Annotated in this window: 20 protein-coding genes and 1 other RNA gene; 9 read left to right on the forward strand and 12 right to left on the reverse strand. The window is 62.4% G+C overall.

What is annotated here, in order from left to right:
* Positions 1-5 precede the first annotated feature (5 nt).
* The 9 genes from gcvP to AC1RBR_RS25920 form a co-directional block, all read right to left on the reverse strand.
* Positions 6-2,879 (reverse strand): aminomethyl-transferring glycine dehydrogenase, encoded by a 2,874-nt coding sequence (gene gcvP, locus AC1RBR_RS25880; RefSeq protein WP_492567151.1) that lies wholly within the window; start codon positions 2,877-2,879, stop codon positions 6-8.
* 202 nt (positions 2,880-3,081) lie between these two features.
* Complete coding sequence (gene gcvH / locus AC1RBR_RS25885; RefSeq protein WP_095137617.1) at positions 3,082-3,465, reverse strand: glycine cleavage system protein GcvH; 384 nt, start codon at positions 3,463-3,465, stop codon at positions 3,082-3,084.
* A gap of 48 nt (positions 3,466-3,513) precedes the next feature.
* Positions 3,514-4,596 (reverse strand): glycine cleavage system aminomethyltransferase GcvT, encoded by a 1,083-nt coding sequence (gcvT, locus tag AC1RBR_RS25890; RefSeq protein WP_492567152.1) that lies wholly within the window; start codon positions 4,594-4,596, stop codon positions 3,514-3,516.
* A 156-nt stretch (positions 4,597-4,752) separates the two neighbouring features.
* Positions 4,753-6,369 carry an ABC transporter permease gene (locus AC1RBR_RS25895; RefSeq protein WP_492567154.1) on the reverse strand — a complete coding sequence of 539 codons (1,617 nt, stop codon included), beginning with the start codon at positions 6,367-6,369 and terminating at the stop codon, positions 4,753-4,755.
* A 201-nt stretch (positions 6,370-6,570) separates the two neighbouring features.
* Positions 6,571-7,575, reverse strand: coding sequence for an extracellular solute-binding protein (locus AC1RBR_RS25900; protein ID WP_492567155.1), 1,005 nt, complete (start codon positions 7,573-7,575; stop codon positions 6,571-6,573).
* A 220-nt stretch (positions 7,576-7,795) separates the two neighbouring features.
* Complete coding sequence (locus tag AC1RBR_RS25905; RefSeq protein WP_492567274.1) at positions 7,796-9,013, reverse strand: 2-octaprenyl-3-methyl-6-methoxy-1,4-benzoquinol hydroxylase; 1,218 nt, start codon at positions 9,011-9,013, stop codon at positions 7,796-7,798.
* Between the two features lie 109 nt (positions 9,014-9,122).
* Positions 9,123-10,310: a 2-octaprenyl-6-methoxyphenyl hydroxylase gene (gene ubiH, locus AC1RBR_RS25910; protein WP_492567157.1), complete on the reverse strand. Its 1,188-nt coding sequence runs from the start codon at positions 10,308-10,310 to the stop codon at positions 9,123-9,125.
* The gene (gene pepP / locus AC1RBR_RS25915; RefSeq protein WP_103368193.1) at positions 10,307-11,641 is read right to left on the reverse strand and encodes a Xaa-Pro aminopeptidase; all 1,335 of its coding nucleotides are present in this window, start codon (positions 11,639-11,641) and stop codon (positions 10,307-10,309) included. The genes ubiH and pepP overlap by 4 nt, the downstream gene beginning before the upstream one ends.
* A 27-nt stretch (positions 11,642-11,668) precedes the next feature.
* Positions 11,669-12,229: a YecA/YgfB family protein gene (locus AC1RBR_RS25920; RefSeq protein ID WP_115985879.1), complete on the reverse strand. Its 561-nt coding sequence runs from the start codon at positions 12,227-12,229 to the stop codon at positions 11,669-11,671.
* A 130-nt stretch (positions 12,230-12,359) separates the two neighbouring features.
* Here AC1RBR_RS25920 and AC1RBR_RS25925 point away from each other — a divergent pair, with 130 nt between their 5' ends.
* The 4 genes from AC1RBR_RS25925 to AC1RBR_RS25940 all read left to right on the forward strand — a co-directional run bounded on the left by AC1RBR_RS25925 (position 12,360) and on the right by AC1RBR_RS25940 (position 13,778).
* Entirely contained in the window at positions 12,360-12,569 is a 210-nt protein-coding gene (locus AC1RBR_RS25925) for a TIGR02449 family protein (protein ID WP_007940359.1), read from the forward strand.
* Positions 12,566-12,883, forward strand: a complete 318-nt coding sequence (locus tag AC1RBR_RS25930) for a cell division protein ZapA (protein WP_008055229.1) — start codon at positions 12,566-12,568, stop codon at positions 12,881-12,883. Before AC1RBR_RS25925 ends, AC1RBR_RS25930 begins: the two co-directional genes overlap by 4 nt.
* 30 nt (positions 12,884-12,913) lie before the next feature.
* A non-coding RNA gene (ssrS, locus tag AC1RBR_RS25935) (6S RNA) lies at positions 12,914-13,092 on the forward strand.
* Positions 13,093-13,172: 80 nt separating this feature from the next.
* Positions 13,173-13,778, forward strand: coding sequence for a 5-formyltetrahydrofolate cyclo-ligase (locus tag AC1RBR_RS25940; RefSeq protein WP_095137625.1), 606 nt, complete (start codon positions 13,173-13,175; stop codon positions 13,776-13,778).
* A gap of 35 nt (positions 13,779-13,813) precedes the next feature.
* On the opposite strand, the gene AC1RBR_RS25945 is transcribed toward AC1RBR_RS25940, so the two are convergent.
* Positions 13,814-13,969 carry a hypothetical protein gene (locus AC1RBR_RS25945; protein WP_003229308.1) on the reverse strand — a complete coding sequence of 52 codons (156 nt, stop codon included), beginning with the start codon at positions 13,967-13,969 and terminating at the stop codon, positions 13,814-13,816.
* Between the two features lie 197 nt (positions 13,970-14,166).
* Between AC1RBR_RS25945 and AC1RBR_RS25950 the strand changes: the two genes are divergently transcribed.
* The 4 genes from AC1RBR_RS25950 (at position 14,167) to AC1RBR_RS25965 (ending at position 19,544) form a co-directional block, all read left to right on the forward strand.
* Complete coding sequence (locus AC1RBR_RS25950) at positions 14,167-14,616, forward strand: EVE domain-containing protein (RefSeq protein WP_135296804.1); 450 nt, start codon at positions 14,167-14,169, stop codon at positions 14,614-14,616.
* 121 nt (positions 14,617-14,737) lie between these two features.
* Positions 14,738-15,703, forward strand: a complete 966-nt coding sequence (locus AC1RBR_RS25955) for an HlyD family secretion protein (RefSeq protein ID WP_095137627.1) — start codon at positions 14,738-14,740, stop codon at positions 15,701-15,703.
* Positions 15,700-18,426, forward strand: coding sequence for a ribosome-associated ATPase/putative transporter RbbA (gene rbbA, locus AC1RBR_RS25960; RefSeq protein ID WP_492567161.1), 2,727 nt, complete (start codon positions 15,700-15,702; stop codon positions 18,424-18,426). The genes AC1RBR_RS25955 and rbbA overlap by 4 nt, the downstream gene beginning before the upstream one ends.
* Positions 18,426-19,544: an ABC transporter permease gene (locus AC1RBR_RS25965; RefSeq protein WP_253150398.1), complete on the forward strand. Its 1,119-nt coding sequence runs from the start codon at positions 18,426-18,428 to the stop codon at positions 19,542-19,544. Before rbbA ends, AC1RBR_RS25965 begins: the two co-directional genes overlap by 1 nt.
* A 16-nt stretch (positions 19,545-19,560) precedes the next feature.
* Here the strand turns inward: AC1RBR_RS25965 and AC1RBR_RS25970 are convergent, their stop codons facing one another.
* Positions 19,561-19,968 (reverse strand): flagellar basal body-associated protein FliL, encoded by a 408-nt coding sequence (locus AC1RBR_RS25970; RefSeq protein WP_027610485.1) that lies wholly within the window; start codon positions 19,966-19,968, stop codon positions 19,561-19,563.
* Between the two features lie 150 nt (positions 19,969-20,118).
* Between AC1RBR_RS25970 and AC1RBR_RS25975 the strand changes: the two genes are divergently transcribed.
* Positions 20,119-21,096, forward strand: coding sequence for an NADPH:quinone oxidoreductase family protein (locus tag AC1RBR_RS25975; RefSeq protein ID WP_492567163.1), 978 nt, complete (start codon positions 20,119-20,121; stop codon positions 21,094-21,096).
* Positions 21,097-21,109: 13 nt separating this feature from the next.
* On the opposite strand, the gene AC1RBR_RS25980 is transcribed toward AC1RBR_RS25975, so the two are convergent.
* A complete protein-coding gene (locus AC1RBR_RS25980; RefSeq protein WP_492567165.1) occupies positions 21,110-21,739 on the reverse strand; it encodes a flagellar basal body-associated protein FliL in 630 nt (209 codons plus the stop codon).
* Positions 21,740-21,956: the final 217 nt, after the last annotated feature.

Consider the following 21,956-nt stretch of genomic DNA (forward strand, 5'->3'; position numbering starts at 1 on the left):
AGGGATCAGCGGTACTCGTCCACCGGGACGCAGGCACAAAACAGATTGCGATCCCCGTAAACGTTATCCACCCGATTCACCGCCGGCCAATACTTGTGCGCCTTGGTGTGCGCATCCGGGGTGATGCCTTGTTCGATGCTGTAAGGCCGCTCCCAGACTCCGGTGACATCCGCCAGGGTATGCGGTGCGCGTTTGAGCGGATTGTCTTCCGCCGGCCAGTTGCCATTCTGCACTTCAGTGATTTCCGCACGGATGCTCAGCATGGCGCCGATAAACCGATCCAGCTCGGCCTTCGATTCGCTCTCGGTCGGCTCGACCATCAACGTGCCCGGCACCGGGAATGACATGGTCGGCGCGTGGAAGCCGTAGTCCATCAGACGCTTGGCGACATCCTCCTCGCTGATCCCGGTCTGCGCCTTCAACGGCCGCAAATCGAGAATGCATTCATGGGCCACCCGCCCGTTGCGCCCGGTGTACAGCACCGGGAATGCACCGGATAAATGCTGCGCCAGATAGTTCGCCGCGAGGATCGCCACTTCGCTGGCATCCGCCAGTTGCGGCCCCATCATCGCGATGTACATCCAGCTGATCGGCAAAATGCTCGCGCTGCCCCACGGCGCTGCGCTGACCGCGCCGTTCTGCGGCAGTGGGCCGTCAATCGGCACCACCGGATGATTGGCAACGAACGGCGCCAGATGCGCACGAATGCCGATCGGCCCCATGCCCGGCCCTCCACCGCCGTGGGGGATGCAGAAAGTCTTGTGCAGGTTCATGTGCGACACGTCGGCACCAATGTCCGCCGGCCGCGCCAGCCCGACCTGTGCATTGAGGTTGGCGCCATCCATGTACACCTGCCCGCCGTGTTTGTGGATAACTTCGCAGATTTCGCTGATGCCCTCCTCATACACGCCGTGAGTCGATGGATAGGTCGCCATCAGGCACGACAACTTGTCCCCCGCCTCGGCCGCCTTGGTCTTCAGGTCGTCCAGATCGACGTTGCCGGCTTCGTCGCACTCGACGATCACCACGCGCATCCCGGCCATCTGCGCCGAGGCCGGGTTGGTGCCGTGGGCCGAGGACGGGATCAGGCAGATATCCCGCGCGCCCTGCTGCCGGCTCTCATGGTATTTGCGAATCGCCAGCAGCCCGGCGTACTCGCCCTGAGCGCCGGAGTTGGGCTGCATGCAGATCGCATCGAACCCGGTGATCGCGCACAACCAGCGCTCCAGTTCTTCGATCATCAAGGTGTAACCGAGCGCCTGCTCCCGAGGCGCGAACGGGTGCAGATTGGCGAACTGCGGCCAGGTGATCGGGATCATCTCGCTGGTGGCGTTGAGTTTCATGGTGCAGGAGCCCAGCGGGATCATCGACTGGTTGAGCGCCAGATCCTTGTTCTCCAGTTGCTTGAGGTAGCGCAGCATTTCGGTTTCGCTGTGATGCGCGTTGAACACCGGGTGGCGCAGGTACGGCGTGTTGCGCTGCAGGTGGTCGGGAATGCCGGAAACCAGGACTTCTGCATCAATTTCGTCGACGTTAAACCCATGATCGGCACCCAGCAGCACATCGAACAGCTTCGCCACCGTGCTTTCATCGCACGTCTCGTCGAGGCTCAACCCCACTCGGCCACGGCCGAGAATTCGCAGGTTGATCTGCGCAGCCTTGGCGCTATCGATGATCGCGCTCTGCGCGCCGCCAACCTCCAGCGTGAGGGTGTCGAAAAACTGCCGGTTGACCCGCGCAATACCATGGCGCTCAAGGCCCGCCGCCAGAATGCAGGTCAAGCGGTGCACCCGCTGGGCGATCCGCTTCAAGCCTTGCGGCCCGTGGTACACCGCGTAGAAACTGGCGATGTTGGCCAACAGCACCTGCGCGGTGCAGATGTTCGAGTTGGCCTTCTCGCGGCGAATGTGTTGTTCGCGGGTTTGCAGGGCCATGCGCAATGCAACGTTGCCGCGGGCGTCTTTCGACACGCCGATGATCCGCCCCGGAATCGCCCGTTTGTACTCTTCACGGCTGGCAAAAAACGCTGCGTGCGGGCCACCGTATCCCATCGGCACGCCAAAGCGCTGGGACGAACCGAACACCACATCCGCGCCCAGTTCACCTGGCGGCGTCAGCAGCAACAGGCTCAACAAATCCGCAGCGACGCAGGCCAGCGCCTGCTGTGCGTGCAACTGATCGATGACCGGACGCAGGTCACGGATCTCGCCGTGGGTGTCGGGATACTGCAGCAGTGCGCCGAACACCTGATGCTGCTTCAAGTTATCCACCGCGTCGATGATCAGCTCGAAGCCGAAGCCTTCGGCACGGGTCTGCACCACGGAGATGGTTTGTGGATGACAGTTCTCGTCGACGAAAAACAGGTTGCTCCTGGATTTCGCCACGCGTTTGGCCAGCGCCATGGCCTCCGCAGCGGCGGTGGCTTCGTCGAGCAACGAGGCGTTGGCCAGTTCAAGTCCGGTGAGGTCGATGGTCAGTTGCTGGAAATTCAGCAGCGCTTCGAGACGGCCTTGGGCGATCTCCGGTTGATAAGGGGTGTAGGCGGTGTACCAGCCGGGATTTTCCAGCACGTTGCGCAGGATGACCGTCGGCGTCAACGTGCCGTGGTAACCCATGCCGATCAGGCTGGTCCACACCTGGTTCTGCTCGGTATAACCGCGCAGCTTGGCCAGCGCCGCCTGCTCATCAAGGGCCGGTGGCAAATCCAGCGCCCGGTTCAGACGAATGCCCGGCGGCACCGTCTGCTCGATCAGTTCGATCCGGCTACCGAGACCGAGGCTGTCGAGCATCGCCTGCTGTTCGGCGGCGTCGGGCCCCAAATGGCGGCGCAGGAAGGCTTCGGGGTCGCGTAACTGGCTCAAGGATGGCAACTGGGACATGACGGGCTCTCTCTTGGCTGGCGCTCGGCGTCAATGCAACACGGTCAAACCAGCATAGCAGTGCCCTTGAAGATCAAAAGATCGCAGCCTTCGGCAGCTCCTACAGAGCAATGGTGTGCATTCTGTAGGAGCTGCCGAAGGCTGCGATCTTTTGATTCAAAAAAGCCCCGACGAGTCGGGGCTTTGGGGTATTGATCAGAGCTTACTCGCCAATGACAGCCTTGTAGGCAGCGGCATCGAGCAGCTTGTCCAGCTCAGCCTTGTCGGTTGGCTTGAGCTTGAAGATCCACGCACCGTACGGGTCGGAGTTCAGCAGTTCAGGCGAACCACCCAGCTCGTCGTTGACGGCAATCACCTCACCGCCGATCGGGGCGTAGATGTCGGAAGCGGCTTTCACCGATTCAACGACGCCAGCCTGATCTTCAGCAGCAAACACCTTGCCCACTTCAGTCAGCTCGACGAACACCACATCGCCCAGCGCTTCCTGCGCGTGATCGCTGATGCCCACGGTAACGGTGCCGTCGGCTTCCAGACGCGCCCACTCATGACTTTCGGCAAAACGCAGTTCGGCGGGGATATTGCTCATGCTCGGTGTCCTCAAGAAAATTGTCAGCGGTCAGGCCCGCCGGAAAGGTTAGATCAAGGTTTTGCCATGGCGCACGAAGGTCGGTTTGACCACTCGTACCGGATACCACTTGCCACGGATTTCCACTTCGGCGCGGTCGGCGGTGGCCATCGGTACACGCGCCAGGGCAATCGATTTGCTTAGCGTAGGAGAGAAACTACCACTGGTGATCTCTCCTTCGCCAACATCGGCGATACGAACCACCTGATGAGCACGTAAAACACCCCGTTCCTCAAGCACCAGGCCCACCAGTTTGTGCGCAACGCCAGCGGCTTTTTCCGCTTCCAGCGCCGCCCGACCGATGAACTGGCGCGAGGCCGGTTCCCAGGCGATGCTCCAGGCCATATTGGACGCCAGCGGCGAGACATCCTGATGAATGTCTTGGCCATAGAGGTTCATCCCGGCCTCGACCCGCAGGGTGTCGCGGGCGCCGAGGCCGATCGGCGAAATGCCGGCACCGACCAGATCGTAGAAGAACCCCGGGGCCTGATCGGCCGGCATGGCGATTTCCAGGCCGTCCTCACCGGTGTAACCAGTACGCGCAATAAACCAGTCGCCATCGACTTCGGCTTCGAACGGCTTGAGGTGATGGATCAGTGCCGCGCGGGACTGGGTTACCAGTTCGGCAATCTTGTGCCGGGCCTGCGGGCCTTGAATGGCGAGCATTGCCAGATCCTGACGCTCGTGCAGCTGCACGTCGAACCCGGCCATTTGCGCCTGCATCCAGGCCAGATCCTGATCGCGGGTGGAGGCGTTGAACACCAGGCGATAACGGTCTTCGAGGCGATAGACGATCATGTCGTCGACGATGCCGCCACGCTCGTTGAGCATCGTGCTGTAGAGCGCGCGGCCGGGGCGGTGCAGGCGCTCGACGTCATTGGCCAGCAAATGCTGCAGCCAGGCCTTGGCCTGGGCACCGGTGACATCGATCACGGTCATGTGGGATACATCGAACACCCCGCAATCGCGGCGCACCTCGTGGTGTTCCTCGACCTGCGAGCCGTAATGCAGTGGCATGTCCCAACCGCCAAAATCGACCATCTTCGCGCCGAGGGCGAGATGCAGGTCATACAGAGGCGTACGCTGTCCCATGGGTTTCTCCTTCCGGGCGTGGCGAAGGTGCGGACAGCCGCTGTACAGGGTGAAAGCCGCGAAATAGAAGGCTTTCAGCCGATTTCAGCGAACGGGTCTGTCAGACGAACCGCACCGAATGCCGCGCATTGTAGCCGCATGATTCAGGACTCACTACTAAGTGTTTCGGTGCGCGGAGCGGCGGATCAGGCCAATGACGGGCAACAGACCGACCAATACCAGGGTCAGCGCCGGCAGCGACGCCCGCGCCCACTCGCCCTCGCTGGTCATTTCAAAGATCCGCACCGCCAGCGTGTCCCAGCCAAACGGGCGCATCAGCAGGGTCGCGGGCATTTCCTTGAGCACATCGACGAACACCAGCAACGCCGCGCTCAGCGTGCCGGGCAGCAACAGCGGCAGATACACTTTGAAAAACAGTCGCGGCCCACTGACACCGAGGCTACGTGCCGCTTCGGGCAAAGACGGCCGTATACGCGCCAGACTGTTTTCCAGCGGCCCATAGGCCACCGCGATAAAGCGCACCAGATAGGCCATCAGCAACGCCGCCAGACTGCCCAGCAGCAGCGGCTTGCCGGCGCCGCCGAGCCAGCCAGTCAGCGGAATCACCAGTTCGCGGTCGAGATAACTGAACGCCAGCATGATCGACACAGCCAAGACCGAACCCGGCAGTGCATAACCGAGATTGGCCAGGCTGACACCGGAACGGATCGCCCGGGTCGGCGCCAGACGTCGGGCGAAGGCCAACAGCAACGCGACGCTGACGGTGATCAGCGCCGCCATGCCGCCCAGATACAGGGTGTGCAGGATCAGCCCGGCATAACGCTCATCGAGATCGAAGCGCCCGCGCTGCCAGAACCAGACGATCAACTGCAGCAGCGGAATCACGAACGCGCAGGCGAACACCAACGAGCACCAGCCGGTCGCCGCGAACGCCTTGAACCCGCGTAGTTGATACAGCGCCTTGACCCGAGGGCGCTCGTTGCTCGCCCGGTTGGCGCCGCGCGCACGCCGCTCGCCATAGAGCACCAGCATCACCACCAGCAGCAACAGGCTCGCCAGTTGCGCCGCGCTCGGCAGGCTGAAGAAGCCGTACCAGGTCTTGTAGATGGCGGTGGTGAAGGTGTCGAAATTGAACACCGACACTGCGCCGAAATCTGCCAGCGTCTCCATCAGCGCCAGCGCCACACCGGCGCCAATCGCCGGCCGCGCCATCGGCAACGCCACCCGCCAGAACGCCTGCCATGGCGATTGCCCGAGTACCCGCGCCGCTTCCATCAGACCCTTGCCCTGCGCGAGAAACGCGGTGCGCGCCAACAGGTAGACGTAGGGATAGAACACCAGCACCAGCACCACAATCACCCCGCCGGTGGAGCGCACGCGCGGCAGGCGCAGGCCGCTGCCGAACCACTCACGCAACAGGCTTTGCACCGGGCCAGCGAAGTCCAGCAGGCCAACGAAGACGAACGCCAGCACGTAGGCCGGGATGGCGAACGGCAACATCAGCGCCCAGTCGAGCCAGCGCCGTCCGGGGAATTCGCAGAGGCTGGTGAGCCAGGCGAGGCTGACACCGAGCAGCGTCACACCGACGCCAACGCCAAGCACCAGCGTCAGGGTGTTGCCCAGCAGGCGCGGCATCTGGGTTTCCCACAGGTGCGACCAGATCTGCTGATCGATGGTCTGCCACGACAGCAGCAGAACACTCAGGGGCAACAGCACCAGCGCGGCAATGGCGAGGACGATGGGGTACCAGCGGCGTTGGGCGGGGTGGGCCAAGGGGGTTCTCTGCAAGAGGGCCAACGCCCATTCGACGTCGACCACATGTTGTGGCGAGGGAGCTTGCTCCCGCTCGGCTGCGAAGCAGCCGCAGGAGATTAACAGTTCAATTCACGCCCGACGCAAGGGCGCCATGGGGTCGCTTCGCGACCCAGCGGGAGCAAGCTCCCTCGCCACAGAGGGCTCGCCGTGATGGACGGCTCAGTTCCAGCCCGCCCGATCCATCATCCGGATCGCCTCGGCCTGACGCTTGCCCGCCACTTCCACCGGCAAGGTGTCAGCGACGAACTGGCCCCACGCCGCCACTTCTTCCGAAGGTGCCACCGCCGGGTTGGCCGGGAACTCCTGGTTGACGTCGGCGAAGATTTTCTGCGCCTCAGGCGTGGTCATCCACTCCACCAGCGCCTTGGCTGCTTCCGGGTGCGGCGCATGCTTGGTCAGGCCGATGCCCGAGAGGTTCACGTGTACGCCGCGATCGGCCTGATTCGGCCAGAACAGTTTCACCGGCAAATCCGGCTTCTGCTTGTGCAGGCGACCGTAGTAGTAGGTGTTGACGATGCCGACGTCGCACTGCCCGGCGTTGATCGCCTCCAGCACCGCTACGTCGTCGGAGAACACATCGGTGGACAGGTTGTTGACCCAGCCCTTGAGGATCTTTTCGGTCTTCTCGGCGCCGTGCACTTCGATCATGGTCGCGGTCAGCGACTGGTTATAGACCTTCTTCGCCGTGCGCAGGCACAGGCGTCCTTCCCAGTTCTTGTCGGCCAGCGCTTCGTAGGTGGTCAACTCGCCCGGCTTAACGCGCTCGGTGGAGTAAGCGATGGTCCGCGCGCGCAGGCTCAGGCCGGTCCAGGCATGGGTGGACGAACGGTATTGCGCGGGAATATTGGTATCGATGGTTTTCGAGGTGAATGGCTGCAGGATGCCCATCTGCTCGGCTTGCCAGAGGTTGCCGGCATCGACGGTGAGCAGCAGGTCGGCGGTGGCGTTTTCGCCTTCGGCCATGATCCGCTGCATCAGCGGCGCTTCCTTGTCGGTGATGAACTTGATCTTCACCCCGGTTTTCGCGGTGTAGGCGTCGAACACCGGTTTGATCAACTCATCGATACGTGAGGAGTAGACCACCACCTCGTCGGCGGCCTGGGCGGCGGTGCTGCCGATCAGGGTCAGGGCCATTGCGGTCAGGAGACGCTTGGGTGCCAACATGGGAGTGATCTCTCGGTCGGGAAATGTGGCCAAATGATAAGGACTCACATTTACCAGCTCAATCGATCACTTGGGCAAGGAGTTACCAGATGTTGCACAAGCTGAAATTCATGGCGTCGGTTCTGGCCCCTTCGCGAGCAAGCCCGCTCCCACCCTTGAAATGCATTCCAATGTGGGAGCAGGCTTGCTCGCGAAGAGGCCATCAGCCTCAATAAAGATCTCAGAGTTTGGCCAGCGCTGGTAGGTCGCCGGTCAACCCCAGCGCCTCACGCACAAACAACGCCTTGGCCTCCGGCATCTGCTCCACCAGTTTCAACCCGACGTTGCGCAACCAGCGCACCGGCAACGGGTCAGCCTGGAACAGACGCTCGAAGCCCTCCATCGCCGCCATCAATGCCAGGTTGTGCGGCATGCGCCGACGCTCGTAACGGCTCAGCACCTTCACGTCCGCCAGCCGTTCGCCGCGTTCCGCCGCCTGCAACAGCACTTCAGCCAGCACCGCCGCATCGAGGAAACCGAGGTTCACCCCCTGCCCGGCCAACGGGTGAATGGTGTGCGCGGCATCGCCGATCAATGCCAGGCCTTCGGCTACATAGCGTTTGGCGTGGCGTTGACGCAACGGCACACACAGCCTTGGATCAGCGCTGATCACCTCGCCCAGGCAACCTTCGAACGCCCGCTCCAGCTCACCGCAGAACGCCGCTTCATCCAGCGCCATCAGGCGTTCGGCTTCACTTGGCGTGGTCGACCAGACGATCGAGCACCAGTCGTGCTGCCCGTCACGCTCCAGCGGCAGAAACGCCAGCGGCCCGTGATCGGTGAAACGCTGCCACGCGGTCATCCGGTGCGGTTTGCTGCTGCGCACACTGGTAACGATGGCGTGGTGCAGGTAATCCCACTCGCGGGTGGCGACGCCGGTCAGGCGGCGCACCGCCGAGTTGGCGCCGTCCGCCGCAATCACCAGCGGCGCACGCAACTGCCGACCATCGGCCAGGGTCAGCAGCCAGTCGTCGCCGGAGCGACGCATCTGCTCCAGTCGTGCGTTGGCCAGCATGCCCAGATCGCAATCGTGCAAGCGATCGAGCAAGGCATCCTGCACCACGCGGTTTTCGACGATATGCCCGAGCACTTCGGCATGCACACTGCTCGCCGAGAAGTGAATCTGCCCGGTGCCGCTGCCGTCCCACACATGCATGTCGGTGTACAGGCTGCTGCGGCGTTTGGCGATACCGTCCCAGACGCCGAGGCGTTCAAGAATCCGCTGGCTGGCCGCCGACAAGGCGCTCACCCGCGGCTCGAACGGCGCGTCGGCGTCGAACGGTTTGACGCTCAGCGGGCTACCGTCGAGCAGCAACACTTCCAGGCCGCTGTCCTGCAACGCCAACGCAAGGGCGCTGCCGACCATTCCGGCTCCGACAATCAGCAGATCTGCGCGCATTTCCATGCTTTAAGCCTGTCTCGCTGGCGGCATGCGCCGCCCGTAAAGGGTTCTAGCGAGCACGCCAGTTAGCGGCGCGCTGCTGAAAGTGAAAGTGCCGACCCGCCGCTCAAGCATCCGGCCGCGTCCCCAGCCCCATGGCCTGACGGGCAAACCAGCGCTTGGCCGGTGGCAGCAGATCGAGGCCGAGCAGGCCGATGTTGCGTCCCAGCGAGACCAGCGGCTGGGTGCTACCGAACAATCGCGTGACCTGATCGGAGAAGCCCACCGTGAGCTCTTGATCCAGGCGTTGCCGCTCGCGATACGCCTGCAATGTAGCGATGTCGCCCAACGGTTTATCGCTCGCAAGCAGCGCCGCGGCCAATGCATCGGCATCACGCAGGGAGAGGTTGAAACCCTGCCCGGCAATCGGGTGCAGGCTGTGTGCGGCGTTACCGAGTACGGCCAGATGCGAGCGCACCTGCTCTTCGGCCTCGACCAGCGATAACGGATACAGATGCCGCGCACCGACCTGCTTCAATGTGCCGAGGCGGTAGCCGAACACACCTTGCAGTTCGCTGAGGAAATCGCGTTCGCTCAAGTCTGCCAGACGCTGCGCGTCCATGCCCAGGCGGGTCCAGACCAGTGCGCAACGGTTGTCCGGCAGTGGCAGCAGCGCCATCGGCCCTTCGTCGGTGAAACGCTCGAAGGCCATGCCGTTGTGCGCTTCACTCGGGGTGATGTTGGCGATCAGCGCGCTCTGGTTGTACGGACGCTTGCGCACGTTGATGCCCAGTTGCTCGCGCAAACCGGAACGGCCGCCATCGGCCAGCACCGCCAGATCGCACTCGACGGTGGTTTCATCGTTGAGGGTCAGGCGATAGCCGCCGGGCAGCGGCTCCATGCGCGTGACTTCCGCCGGGCAGCGCCAGCTGATCACGTCTTTATCCAGGTGCTGCCAAAGGCACTGGCCGAGCCAGGCGTTTTCCACCACATAACCGAGTGCCGGCACGCCCTCTTCCATCGCCGACAGACGGGCGGTGGAGAAGCGCCCACGGTCGGAGACGTGAATCTGTTTGATCGGCTCGGCACGGCGGGAAATCTCCTGCCACACACCCAGCCGTTGATAGATCTGCCGCGAACCGAAGGACAGCGCCGACGAACGCGCGTCGTAACTCGGCTGCCAGCTGTCGCCGGGGGCGAACGGTTCGATCAGGACAGTTTTCCAGCCACGCGCCTTGGCCCCGGCCTGCAAAGCCAACGCCAGACTGGCGCCGACCAGGCCGCCACCGATGATTGCCAGATTGACTCGACTCATGCCGCGTGTGTCCGTGCTTGCGCCATTAGCGCTTCGATCTCGGCGACGGTCTTCGGTACGCCGCTGGTCAATATTTCACAACCGGTCTTGGTCACTACCACGTCATCCTCGATGCGCACGCCAATGCCGCGCCATTTCTTCGCTACGTTCTGGTTGTCCGGGGCGATGTAGATGCCCGGCTCCACGGTCAGCGCCATGCCGACCTCCAGCACGCGCCATTCGCCGCCGACCTTGTACTCGCCGACGTCGTGTACATCCATGCCCAGCCAGTGGCCGGCACGGTGCATATAAAAAGCTTTATAGGCTTCGGTCGCGATCAACTCATCGACCTCGCCTTGCAGGATTCCGAGCTTGACCAAGCCTGCGGTAATCACCCGTACCGTCGCTTCGTGCGCCTGGTTCCAGTTTTTGTTCGGGGCAATTTCAGCGAACGCGGCTTCCTGCGAGGCCAGCACCAGCTCGTAGATCGCCTTCTGCTCGGCGGAAAACTTGCCGTTGACCGGCCAGGTGCGCGTGATGTCGCTGGCGTAGCAGTCGATTTCGCAACCGGCATCGATCAACACCAGATCGCCGTCCTTGAGCAGCGCGTCATTCTGCTGGTAATGCAGGATGCAGCTATTGCGCCCGGCGGCGACGATCGAACCGTAGGCCGGCATCTTCGCCCCGCCCTTGCGGAATTCGTAATCGAGCTCGGCTTCCAGGCTGTACTCGTACAGCCCCGGCCGGCTGGCCTGCATCGCGCGGATATGCGCCTGAGCGGAAATCCGTGCGGCTTCGCGCATCACCTTCACTTCTGCCGCCGATTTATACAGGCGCATGTCGTGCAGCAGGTGATCCAGGGCAACGAATTCGTTCGGCGGCTGGGCGCCCAGGTGCGCCTTGGAGCGGATCACGTTGATCCAGTCCATCAGGTGCCGATCGAATTCCGGGTTGCTGCCCATCGCCGAATACACCCGATCACGGCCTTCGATCAGGCCCGGGAGGATGTCGTCGATGTCGGTGATCGGGAACGCGTCGTCGGCGCCGTAATCACGGATCGCCCCTTCCTGCCCGGCGCGCAGGCCGTCCCACAACTCGCGTTCGGCATTGCGCTCCCGGCAGAACAGCACGTACTCGCCGTGCTCGCGACCGGGCATCAGGACGATGACCGCCTGTGGCTCGGGAAACCCGCTGAGGTACTGAAAGTCGCTGTCCTGGCGGTAGACGTGCTCGACGTCGCGGTTGCGAATGGCCACCGCGGCGGCGGGCAGAATCGCGATGCTGTTGGGTTCCATCTGCGCCATCAGGGCCTTGCGGCGACGGCTGTATTCCGCTTTGGGGATATGGGTCATGGGCAGATGGCTTTCCCTGGCACGCGATTAATGCAGCGACGGCTTGGCGGCTGGTGGCACGTCGGCTTTTTTGGTTTCCGAGAACAGCAACAGCGGCGCGACGCGCAGGTACTCCATGACTTCCATGTAGTCGGTCTCGCCGTCTTCGGATTCTTCCAGAGCGTCTTGCACCTGGGAAATCGCGGCCAGATCCTGCAGCACTTCGGTGGCTTCAGTGCTGAGCATGCTGCTGTCGCGGCAGTTCAGACCGAAACCGCTGAGGAAGCCCTGGCACCATTGGCCCAGTGCGGCGGCACGGTCGGCCAGCGGTGCATCATCGGTTGGCAGCAGCAGAACGACGGTGACGTCGCTGCCGGTCAGCTCGCCCTTGACCATCTCTTGCAGGCCGATCAGGGCGTTGCGGACGTTGTCCTGGATGTCGCCTTCGAGCAGTTCGGCGGCGTCGATCAACCAGCCTTCGTTATCGAAGCCGGCACCGGCGCAGCTGCGGCCGAGCAGCAGGCCATGCAGTTCGGCAGGCGAGACGTTGTGGCCGCTGGTGGTCAGCAGGGTGGCAAAGGCTTGGTACGGGGAATTCGCAATGGTCATGGGCAGCTAGGCGCCAGACGGCGCTATGTCTAGAATGAAGGCCTTGTATCCTACATCGACAGACTCGCCAAGACTATTAAAGGCTGTCCGCCAGCTATCCCATCAGACAGACTCCGACCCAGTGGACACAATGGAAGACACCGACCTGCAAGCGCTGATGGCCAGACTCGAACTGCTGATTACCCGAGTCGAGCAACTTAAGAGTCAAAACGCACTCTTACTAGCTCAGGAAAAGACCTGGCGCGAGGAACGCGCTCACCTCATTGAAAAAAACGAAATCGCCCGGCGTAAGGTCGAATCGATGATTTCGCGCCTCAAGGCCCTGGAGCAAGACTCATGAGTTCAAGCAATAGCGTTACCGTGCAGATCCTCGACAAAGAATATTCGATCATCTGCCCCCAGGAAGAACGCAGCAATCTGGTCAGCGCCGCCCGCTACCTGGACGGCAAGATGCGCGAGATCCGCAGCAGCGGCAAAGTCATCGGCGCCGACCGTATTGCAGTGATGGCCGCGCTGAACATCACCCACGACCTCTTGCACAAAGAAGAGCGCCCGGACATCCAGGCCAGCGGCTCGACCCGTGAACAGGTGCGCGACTTGCTCGATCGTGTCGATCTGGTGCTGGCGACCGATCCGGACGTCACCAAGGGCTGATTCGCCTGGCTGCTTGAGGTATACTCGCGGCACTCCCTGGGGTGCTTGCCAGTTGACGATGTCCCTGAGCCGATTTGCACTACCCTGGAGGTTGCACGTTGGGCTGGTGTGCATGTCCGCCAGACGGAAAGCCTTAAAGTCTACTGCATCCTCCACCTTGAACTTTCGGGTTCAAGGGCTAAGTTGACAGCGGTTCATCCGGGGAGCCTGATTCGAATCCGATGCCGGTTTTTGCCGGCATCGGATTTTTTATGCGTGCGTTTTCGCCCTCACCTGCCGAAGCCGAACCATGACCGAACCTGCGCTGCTGCCCCGCCCGCAACTCCGCCGCCTGCTGCGCAAGGCGCGCCGCTCACTGACTCCCGGTGAACAGCGCCAGGCCGCCAAAGGCCTGTTCCGCCAACTGGCGCAAGACCCGCACTTTCGCCGGGCCCGACATATCTCGCTGTATCTGCCCACCGACGGTGAAATCGACCCGCGCCTGCTGCTGCGCGAAGCTCAGCGCCGAGGCAAAGCCACGTATCTGCCGGTGCTCAGCGCCTGGCCACGAACCAAAATGGTGTTCCAGCGGATTCGCCCCGGCGACAAGCTCAAGCCCAATCGCTTTCGCATCCTCGAACCGCGGGCCAATCTGGCCCATCAGCGCAAGATCTGGACCCTGGATCTGGTGTTGTTGCCACTGGTGGGGTTTGACGACGTTGGCGGACGCCTGGGGATGGGCGGCGGTTTCTATGATCGCAGCCTGGCGTACCTGGCCCGGCGCAAGAACTGGCGCAAGCCGACGTTGCTGGGCCTGGCCCATGAATGTCAGAAGGTCGAACGCCTGGCGCAGGCCAGCTGGGATGTACCGTTGCAGGGCACGGTCACCGATAAGGCGTGGTATTTCGCAGGATAGACGCCGCGCAGATCAGCGGCGTCGGGAAGGCAGTTTCAGCGCTTGAAGGCGGTCGACTGTTGAACCTGTTGCGCGACTTCAACCGGAGCATCGGTCTTGCTCGTCCACAGACTTTGCGCGTAACCGGTGGTTACGACGCCAAGGCCGAACAAAATAACCAAAGTCCATAGCAAATCCGGTTTGCGTTTCATCGATTGCCCCCCTCAAGGCACATCATCACGATGACAGCAGCGGTTTCCGTTCGTAGGCCGTGCAGCAGCGTCAAGCTTTAAAGGCCGGCATTTTGCGACAACGTGAACCCGGGCGCAAATGCTGACGTCAACCGACCGTCGGTTTGTCATAAAATTGCCCGACAACCTGCCCAATCACCGCTTGAGGAGCAAAAGACATGGCCTATTGGCTGATGAAATCCGAGCCTGACGAACTCTCGATCAAAGATCTGGAGAAACTCGGCAAAGCGCGCTGGGACGGGGTTCGCAACTATCAGGCGCGCAATTTCCTGCGGGCGATGGCGGTGGGCGATGAGTTCTTTTTCTACCACTCCAGCTGCCCGGAGCCGGGGATTGCCGGAATCGGCAGGATTATTCAGGCGGCGTACCCGGATCCCACCGCACTGGAACCCGAAAGCCATTACTTCGACCCGAAAGCCACACCCGAGAAAAACGCCTGGAGTGCGATTGATGTTGCACACGTCGAGACGTTTGCCCGGGTGCTGAAGCTCGATTACCTGAAACAGCAGACCGCGCTGGCCGAAATGCCGCTGGTGCAAAAAGGCAGTCGCCTGTCGGTGATGCCGGTGACGGCCGAACAGTGGGCCGCGGTGCTTGGTTTGCGCTGAGAACTCGCCGGTCACGGTTTTTACCGGCAAAAGGGGCTAGGCTTGGCGCTCATTTGACTGACATCAAGCGAATGGAAAGCTTGAACAGTCAGACTGGAAGTCACAGCCGCAGGATGCCCCCATGTCGACGCACAGCCGTTCTTCACTTCTATACGCCGGTTCGCTCCTGGTATTACTCGCCGTCGCTGGCGGCCTCGGTTACTGGATCTCGATCAGCAGCCGGCTGGTCGAAGGACTGTCGATGGGCAACGGGCGGCTGGAAGCCACCGAAGTGCAGATCGCCAGCAAGACCCCCGGGCGCCTCGCCGAGGTGCTGGTCGATGAAGGCGACAAGGTCAGCAAAGGGCAACTGCTGGCACGCATGGACACCCGCACCCTCGAAGCCCAGCGCAATCAGGCCGAAGCCGAAGTGTTGCGCGCCCGGGAGAATCTCAACGCCGCTCAGGCCAACGTGCAATTGCGCCAGAGTGAACTGCTGCTGGCCCAGCAGGAGCTCGGCCGCTCGCAATCACTGTTCAAGCACGGTTACGTCAGCGCGCAGATCATCGATCAGCTGCAGTCACGCATCGGCACTGGCAACGCTGCCGTTGTCGCCGCCCGGGCCCAAGTGTCTGCTGTCAGTGCGGCGATTGGCGCGGCACAGGCTCAAGTCGCACAGTTGACCAGTGAAATTGACGACAGCAGTCTGCGCGCGCCAATTGATGGCGTGATTCAGCTGCGCATGGCCGAACCCGGCGAAGTGCTGGGGGCCGGTGGTCGCGTGCTGTTGCTGATCGATCCCAACGACCAATACATGAACCTCTATCTGTCAGCCGCAGTGGCCGGGCGCCTGGCGGTGGGCGATGACGCGCGAGTGTTGCTCGATGCCTTGCCCGATAAACCGCTGCCGGCAAAAATCAGCTTCGTCGCGGCCAAATCGCAGTTCACCCCCAAAGAGGTCGAGACCCGCGACGAGCGGCAAAAACTGGTGTTCCGCGTCAAGCTGCGCCTGCTCCAGCCCAGCGCAGTGCCGCAGGCCAAACCCGGCATGCCCGGGGCAGGTTACGTGCGGATCGCCCCCGTCGAATGGCCGGCCAATCTGCAATGAGCGGCCTTGCGGTTCAAGCGACCGGTATCGCCCACCGCTACGGCAAACAGCAAGCGCTGAGCGACATCGCCTTCAGCCTGCCCGCCGGTACCCGCTGCGGGCTGATCGGCCCTGATGGTGCGGGCAAGTCCAGCTTGCTGGGATTGATTGCCGGCGTTAAGACCTTGCAACAAGGGCAACTGGACGTACTCGGTGGTGCGATCGAGGATCGCCGGCATCGCGACACACTCTATGCGCGCATCGCCTTCATGCCGCAGGGGCTGGGCGGTAATCTGTACCCGGAGCTGTCGATCCGCGAGAACATCCAGTTCTTTTCGACGCTGTTCGGCCTGTCCAAGGCTGAAAGCGAGCAGCGCATGCACAGCCTGTTGCTCGCCACGGATCTGCTGAAATTCGCCGAGCGCCCCGCCGGTAAATTGTCCGGCGGCATGAAGCAGAAACTCGGGCTGTGCTGCGCGCTGATCCATGAACCGGATCTGCTGATCCTCGATGAGCCGACCACCGGCGTCGACCCGCTCTCGCGTCGGCGCTTTTGGGAATTGGTCGACGACGTGCGACGCCAGCGCCCGCAACTGACGCTGCTGGTCGCCACGGCGTATATGGAAGAAGCCGAGCAGTTCGAGCATTGTCTGATGCTCGACGCCGGCCAGTTGATCGCCACCGGCCTGAGCCGCGAACTGGCGACCGTCACCCCCAGCGGCAAACTCGATGACGCCTTCACCCATTTCCAGGGCGACAGCCAGCATGACGCTCAGCCGCTGGTGATTCCACCGCGCGCCGGCAACAGCGGTGACATCGCCATTGAAGCCCACGACCTGACGCTGCGCTTCGGCGATTTCACCGCCGTGGATCACGTCAGTTTTGCCATTGGCCGTGGCGAGATTTTCGGTTTTCTCGGCTCCAACGGCTGCGGCAAGACCACCACCATGAAAGTCCTGACCGGGCTGATGCCGGCCAGTGAAGGCAGCGCGACGCTGCTCGGCAACCCGGTGAACGCCAAGGATCTGGCCACGCGCAAGCGGGTCGGCTTCATGTCGCAGAGTTTTTCGCTGTATGGCGAACTCAGTGTGCGGCAGAACCTCGAGCTGCACGCGCGGCTGTTCGACCTGCCCAAAACCGAGAGCGCGCAACGCATCGAGGCATTGATTCAGCGCTTCAATCTGCTCGCGGTCGCCGACCAGCCGTCCGGGGCATTGCCATTGGGGCTGCGCCAGCGTCTGTCACTGGCGGTGGCGGTGCTGCACCGCCCGGAAGTGCTGATTCTCGACGAGCCGACTTCCGGCGTCGATCCGGCAGCCCGTGATGATTTCTGGCGACTGTTGATCGAGTTGTCCCGCGAACAAGGCGTGACGATCTTCCTCTCCACGCATTTCATGAACGAAGCGCAGCGCTGCGACCGCATCTCGCTGATGCACGCGGGCAAGGTCCTCGCCTGCGACACCCCGGCGGCGCTGCAACGCCAGTTTGCCGGCGAGACGCTGGAAGCGGCCTTCGTCACTTGCCTGGAACAGGCTCAGGGCGCTCAGCCATCAGCGCCTGTGGCCGAACCGCAAATGGCGCCGCCGAGCGCAGCGACAACACCGCTGCCCCGTCACGGTTTCAGCCTCGGTCGCCTGTTGGCCGTGGCCAGTCGCGAAGGCAAGGAGCTGTTGCGCGACAAAGTGCGCATGGCGTTCGCCTTGGCCGGGGCGATTTTCATGATGGTGATCTTCGGTTACGGCATCTCGCTGGACGTGGAAAACCTCGCGTTTGCCGTGTACGACCAGGATCAGACGCCGCAGAGCCGGGCTTATCTGGAGGCGTTTCGCGGCTCCCGGTACTTCGACGAACAGCCGGCCATTCACGACCCGCAGGAACTGCACCGGCGCCTGCAACGCTCGGAAATCAAACTGGCGCTGGAGATTCCCCCCGGATTCGGCCGCGATCTGTACGCCGGGCGCCAACCCGCTGTGGCGGCGTGGCTGGATGGCGGCATGCCGTTTCGCGCCGAAACCAGCCGCAATTATGTTGAAGCCGTACACCTGGGCAATCTGCAACAGTTGGCCGAACAAAGTAGCCCGGCGCTGGCCCACCCGGCGGCGGCCAGTCTGGAAACCCGCTTTCGCTACAACCAGGACGTGGTCAGCGTCAACGCCATCGGCCCCGGGGTCATGGCGCTGATTCTGGCGTTCATTCCGGCGATGCTCACGGCGCTCGGCATCGTCCGCGAAAAGGAGCTGGGCTCGATCACCAACTTCTACGCCACGCCCCTGACCCGCCTCGAGTTTCTGCTGGGCAAACAGGCGCCGTATCTGCTGATCAGCCTGGTCAATCTCGCGTTGCTGGTGGCGATGAATCGCTGGCTGTTCGGCGTGCCGTTCAAGGGCAGCCTGCTGACGCTGGCGTTCGGCGGCCTGCTGTACGTGTTGGCGACCACCAGCATGGGCCTGCTGATCTCGGCGTTCACCCGCACACAAATCGCCGCGATCCTCGGCACCATGATCATCACCAGCCTGCCGACCATCCAGTTCTCCGGGCTGATCGTGCCGCGCTCTTCGCTTGAAGGTGCGGCAGCAGTGATGGGCATGCTGTTTCCGGCGGGGCACTTCCTCGACATCGCGGTGGGCACGTTCACCAAAGCGCTGGACTTGCGTCAGCTGTGGCCGCAATGCCTGGCGCTGTTCGGGTTCTTTGTCGGGTTCACCGGGCTGAGCCTGATCATGCTGAAAAAGCAGGAGGCCTGATGCACAAGTTCGCGCACATCCTGCGCCTGGGACTCAAAGAGCTGACCAGCCTGCGCCATGACAGCGTGTTGCTGCTGTTCCTGTTCTACGCCTTCACTGTGGCCATTTACATGCCCGCCGCCGGTTCGGTGATCGGCGTGCACAACGCCAGCGTGGCCATCGTCGACGAAGATCACAGCGCCCTCTCCCGTCAGCTGGCCCAGGCCCTGCAGCCGCCGGAATTCCAGACGCCGGTGCTGCTGCCTTATGCGCAGCTGGATCAGGTGATGGACAGCGGTGAGTACACCTTCGTCATCAACATTCCGGCGGGCTTTCAAACCGACCTGCTGGCGGCACGGCAACCGGCAATTCAGGTCAACGTCGATGCCACCGCCATGAGCCAGGCGTTCATGGGCGCCGGCTACATCAGCCGGATCTTCCAGCGCGAACTGCTCGACTATGCCGGTCAGGGCAATGCAGCCGCCAAGGCGCCCGTGCTACTGACCACCCGGGCCCTGTTCAACACCAATCTGGAGGGAGGCTGGTTTCTGGCGGTGATTCAGATCGTCAACAACATCACCATTCTGGCGATCATCCTCACCGGCACGGCGCTGCTGCGCGAACGCGAACACGGCACACTCGACCACTTGCTGGTGCTGCCGCTGACGGCGCTGGAAATCATGCTGGCGAAAATCTGGAGCAACCTGCTGGTGGTGGTGCTGTGCACCTGGCTGTCGCTGGAGGTGGTGGTCAAAGGCCTGTTGGGTGTGCCGCTGGCCGGCTCGATGAGCCTGTTTTTGCTGGTGACTGCGGTTTATCTGTTTGCCAGTACCGCGCTGGGCATCTTTCTGGCGACGCTCGCGCGTTCGACCCCGCAGTTCGGCCTGCTGGCGATTCCGGTGATCATTCCGATGTTGCTGCTGTCGGGCGGCAGCACGCCACTGGACAGCATGCCGCAATGGCTGCAATGGGTCATGCAGGGCTCGCCGTCCACGCACTTTGTCAGCCTCAGCGCCGCGATTCTGTTTCGCGACGCCGGGCTGAGCGTGGTCTGGCCGGACTTGCTGGCGCTGACGGCTATCGGCCTGCTGTTCTTCGTTATCGCCCTGGCGCGCTTTCGCAAGAGCCTGGCGTCCTGAACAGCGGCCAGCGTGGTTACTGAATGATCAGGTTGTTGAACAACAGATCTTCAACCACCGGCTTGCCGGTCTCGTCATTCATCACTTGCTGGGTCTGCTTCAGGGCTTCCTGACGCAGCTTTTCCTTGCCTTCGATGCTGCCCATCGCCTCGGTCGTCTGCTGAGTGAACAGCGCCACCAGTTGATTGCGGATCAGCGGCTCGTTGGCCTTGACCAGTTTGGTCGCCTCTTCGCCCGTTACACGCAGCGCCACGTCGGCCTTGTAGACCTTCAGCTTGGGCGTGCCGTCCAGCCCGTAGTTACCCACGAACGGCGGGCTCAGGGTGATGTAGTTGACCTTCGGCGCCTCGCCTTCTTTGGCTTCTTCGGCCAGCGCTGCCACAGGCAGAGACAGGGCCAGCAACAACATGATCCACGCTTTCACAATTCGCTCCTTATCCGGTTTGCGGCCTAGCATAACGACCCGCCGCGCAAGCACAAGCTTATGGCTGACTATCAGGGCCGGGCATGCTCGTTGACCCGTTGACTGACACACCTACACTTATCGGCCATCACTCCCAAAGGAATAGCCCTGATGAAAGCCGTGCTGTGCAAAGCCTTCGGCCCTGCCGAATCGCTGGTGCTGGAAGACGTCGCCAGTCCTGTCGCGAAGAAGAACGAAATCCTGCTGGAGGTGCACGCCGCCGGGGTCAACTTCCCGGACACGTTGATCATCGAGGGCAAGTACCAGTTCAAGCCGCCCTTCCCGTTTTCGCCGGGGGGCGAAGCGGCCGGAGTGGTCAGCGCCGTCGGTGAAAAGGTCAGTCATCTGAAAGTCGGCGACCGGGTCATGGCCCTGACCGGCTGGGGCAGCTTCGCTGAACAGGTCGCGGTGCCGGGCTACAACGTGCTGCCGATCCCGCCTTCGATGGATTTCAACACCGCCTCCGCGTTCAGCATGACCTACGGCACCTCGATGCACGCTCTCAAGCAACGGGCCAACCTGCAACCGGGCGAAACCCTGTTGGTGCTCGGCGCTTCCGGTGGCGTCGGTCTGGCAGCGGTGGAAATCGGCAAAGCCATGGGTGCCCGGGTCATCGCCGCCGCCAGCAGCGCGGAGAAACTCGCGGTGGCCAAAGCAGCCGGCGCCGATGAGCTGATCAGCTACAGCGAAACCAGCCTCAAGGACGAAATCAAACGCCTCACCGACGGCCAGGGCGCCGACGTGATCTACGACCCGGTCGGTGGCGACCTGTTTGACCAGGCCATCCGCGCCATCGCCTGGAACGGTCGCCTGCTGGTGGTCGGCTTCGCCAGCGGACGCATCCCCGAGCTGCCGGTCAACCTCGCCCTGCTCAAGGGCGCAGCGGTACTCGGCGTGTTCTGGGGCTCCTTCGCCCAGCGCCAGCCGCAGGACAACGCGGCGAACTTCCAGCAACTGTTCGGCTGGTTCGCCGAGGGCAAGTTGAAACCGCTGGTGTCGCAGGTGTATCCGCTGAGCAATGCGGCGCAGGCGATCAATGATCTGGGGCAGCGCAAGGCGGTGGGCAAGGTGGTGGTGCAGGTGCGCTGACCCTTAGCGTGTGTCAGCCGCCGGGCGATGGTGCCGCGTCGCCCGGCAACAGATGCTCCTGCACCTTCAGACTGCGAGACGGAATCAGCCGGCCCTTGTCATCAAAGCGCAGGACGATCAGCCAGTCGAAGACATCGTCCGGCCATTTTTCCTGGCCCATCAGCGCTGTGGGATCGCTGCCAAAGGCTTTCAGCAGTTTATTGATGTGGCCGTGGTGCCAGGCGATCAGCAGCGTCTGCGCCTGATTGCTCTTGCGCAACAGTTTGACCAGTTGATGCAGGTCGCCATTGGCGTAGGGCTGCTCAATCGCAAGGTTCAGGCGCTGGGCCAGCGGGGTCAGGGTCAGGCGCGAGCGCGAGCTCTGCGGGGTGTCGCCGGCAGCGATCAAACGCTGGGGCGTGAGCGTCTGGCCGTCGAGTTTCAGCGGATTGAAGTAGTCGACGTAGGCGGCCGCTCGCTGTTCGCCTCGGGCATTAAGCGCCGATCCCGTATCCGGTTTTTCCGCATGCCGAATGATCAGCACCGTGGCGTTGCGCAAACCGGAATGGGCGGGATGATCGGTGACGATCAATGTCAGCAACACGACGGCAAGTCCCGCTGCCGCCAAAAATCTTGGCACCAACATGCGAACCTTCAGTGACATTTCTTATCTCGGCTGATCAATCAGCTGAACGGGCCGCGAGTTTAAGTCACCTCATGCTCATACGTAGTGAAAACGCCCTGTTCTTACAGCTGAGCGACAGGTTCGTAAAGGAACACGCGACTTCCAACATTTTCCGCTATTTGGTCGATGCGAAGCGGTGCTATTTTCGGTAACGAAACTGTAACATTCGCATCCGCAGTCAAAACAAGAAATCTGG

Source organism: Pseudomonas sp. GW823-FHT01D03, assembly GCF_058798255.1.

Excerpts from the sequence above, each read along its gene's own strand:
- gcvP (WP_492567151.1), bottom strand. The coding sequence starts at position 2,879 with ATGTCCCAGTTGCCATCCTTGAGCCAGTTACGCGACCCCGAAGCCTTC.
- gcvH (WP_095137617.1), bottom strand. The coding sequence starts at position 3,465 with ATGAGCAATATCCCCGCCGAACTGCGTTTTGCCGAAAGTCATGAGTGG.
- gcvT (WP_492567152.1), bottom strand. The coding sequence starts at position 4,596 with ATGGGACAGCGTACGCCTCTGTATGACCTGCATCTCGCCCTCGGCGCG.
- AC1RBR_RS25900 (WP_492567155.1), bottom strand. The coding sequence starts at position 7,575 with ATGTTGGCACCCAAGCGTCTCCTGACCGCAATGGCCCTGACCCTGATC.
- AC1RBR_RS25905 (WP_492567274.1), bottom strand. The coding sequence starts at position 9,013 with ATGCGCGCAGATCTGCTGATTGTCGGAGCCGGAATGGTCGGCAGCGCC.
- ubiH (WP_492567157.1), bottom strand. The coding sequence starts at position 10,310 with ATGAGTCGAGTCAATCTGGCAATCATCGGTGGCGGCCTGGTCGGCGCC.
- pepP (WP_103368193.1), bottom strand. The coding sequence starts at position 11,641 with ATGACCCATATCCCCAAAGCGGAATACAGCCGTCGCCGCAAGGCCCTG.
- AC1RBR_RS25920 (WP_115985879.1), bottom strand. The coding sequence starts at position 12,229 with ATGACCATTGCGAATTCCCCGTACCAAGCCTTTGCCACCCTGCTGACC.
- AC1RBR_RS25925 (WP_007940359.1), top strand. The coding sequence starts at position 12,360 with ATGGAAGACACCGACCTGCAAGCGCTGATGGCCAGACTCGAACTGCTG.
- AC1RBR_RS25930 (WP_008055229.1), top strand. The coding sequence starts at position 12,566 with ATGAGTTCAAGCAATAGCGTTACCGTGCAGATCCTCGACAAAGAATAT.
- AC1RBR_RS25940 (WP_095137625.1), top strand. The coding sequence starts at position 13,173 with ATGACCGAACCTGCGCTGCTGCCCCGCCCGCAACTCCGCCGCCTGCTG.
- AC1RBR_RS25945 (WP_003229308.1), bottom strand. The coding sequence starts at position 13,969 with ATGAAACGCAAACCGGATTTGCTATGGACTTTGGTTATTTTGTTCGGC.
- AC1RBR_RS25950 (WP_135296804.1), top strand. The coding sequence starts at position 14,167 with ATGGCCTATTGGCTGATGAAATCCGAGCCTGACGAACTCTCGATCAAA.
- AC1RBR_RS25955 (WP_095137627.1), top strand. The coding sequence starts at position 14,738 with ATGTCGACGCACAGCCGTTCTTCACTTCTATACGCCGGTTCGCTCCTG.
- rbbA (WP_492567161.1), top strand. The coding sequence starts at position 15,700 with ATGAGCGGCCTTGCGGTTCAAGCGACCGGTATCGCCCACCGCTACGGC.
- AC1RBR_RS25965 (WP_253150398.1), top strand. The coding sequence starts at position 18,426 with ATGCACAAGTTCGCGCACATCCTGCGCCTGGGACTCAAAGAGCTGACC.
- AC1RBR_RS25975 (WP_492567163.1), top strand. The coding sequence starts at position 20,119 with ATGAAAGCCGTGCTGTGCAAAGCCTTCGGCCCTGCCGAATCGCTGGTG.
- AC1RBR_RS25980 (WP_492567165.1), bottom strand. The coding sequence starts at position 21,739 with ATGTCACTGAAGGTTCGCATGTTGGTGCCAAGATTTTTGGCGGCAGCG.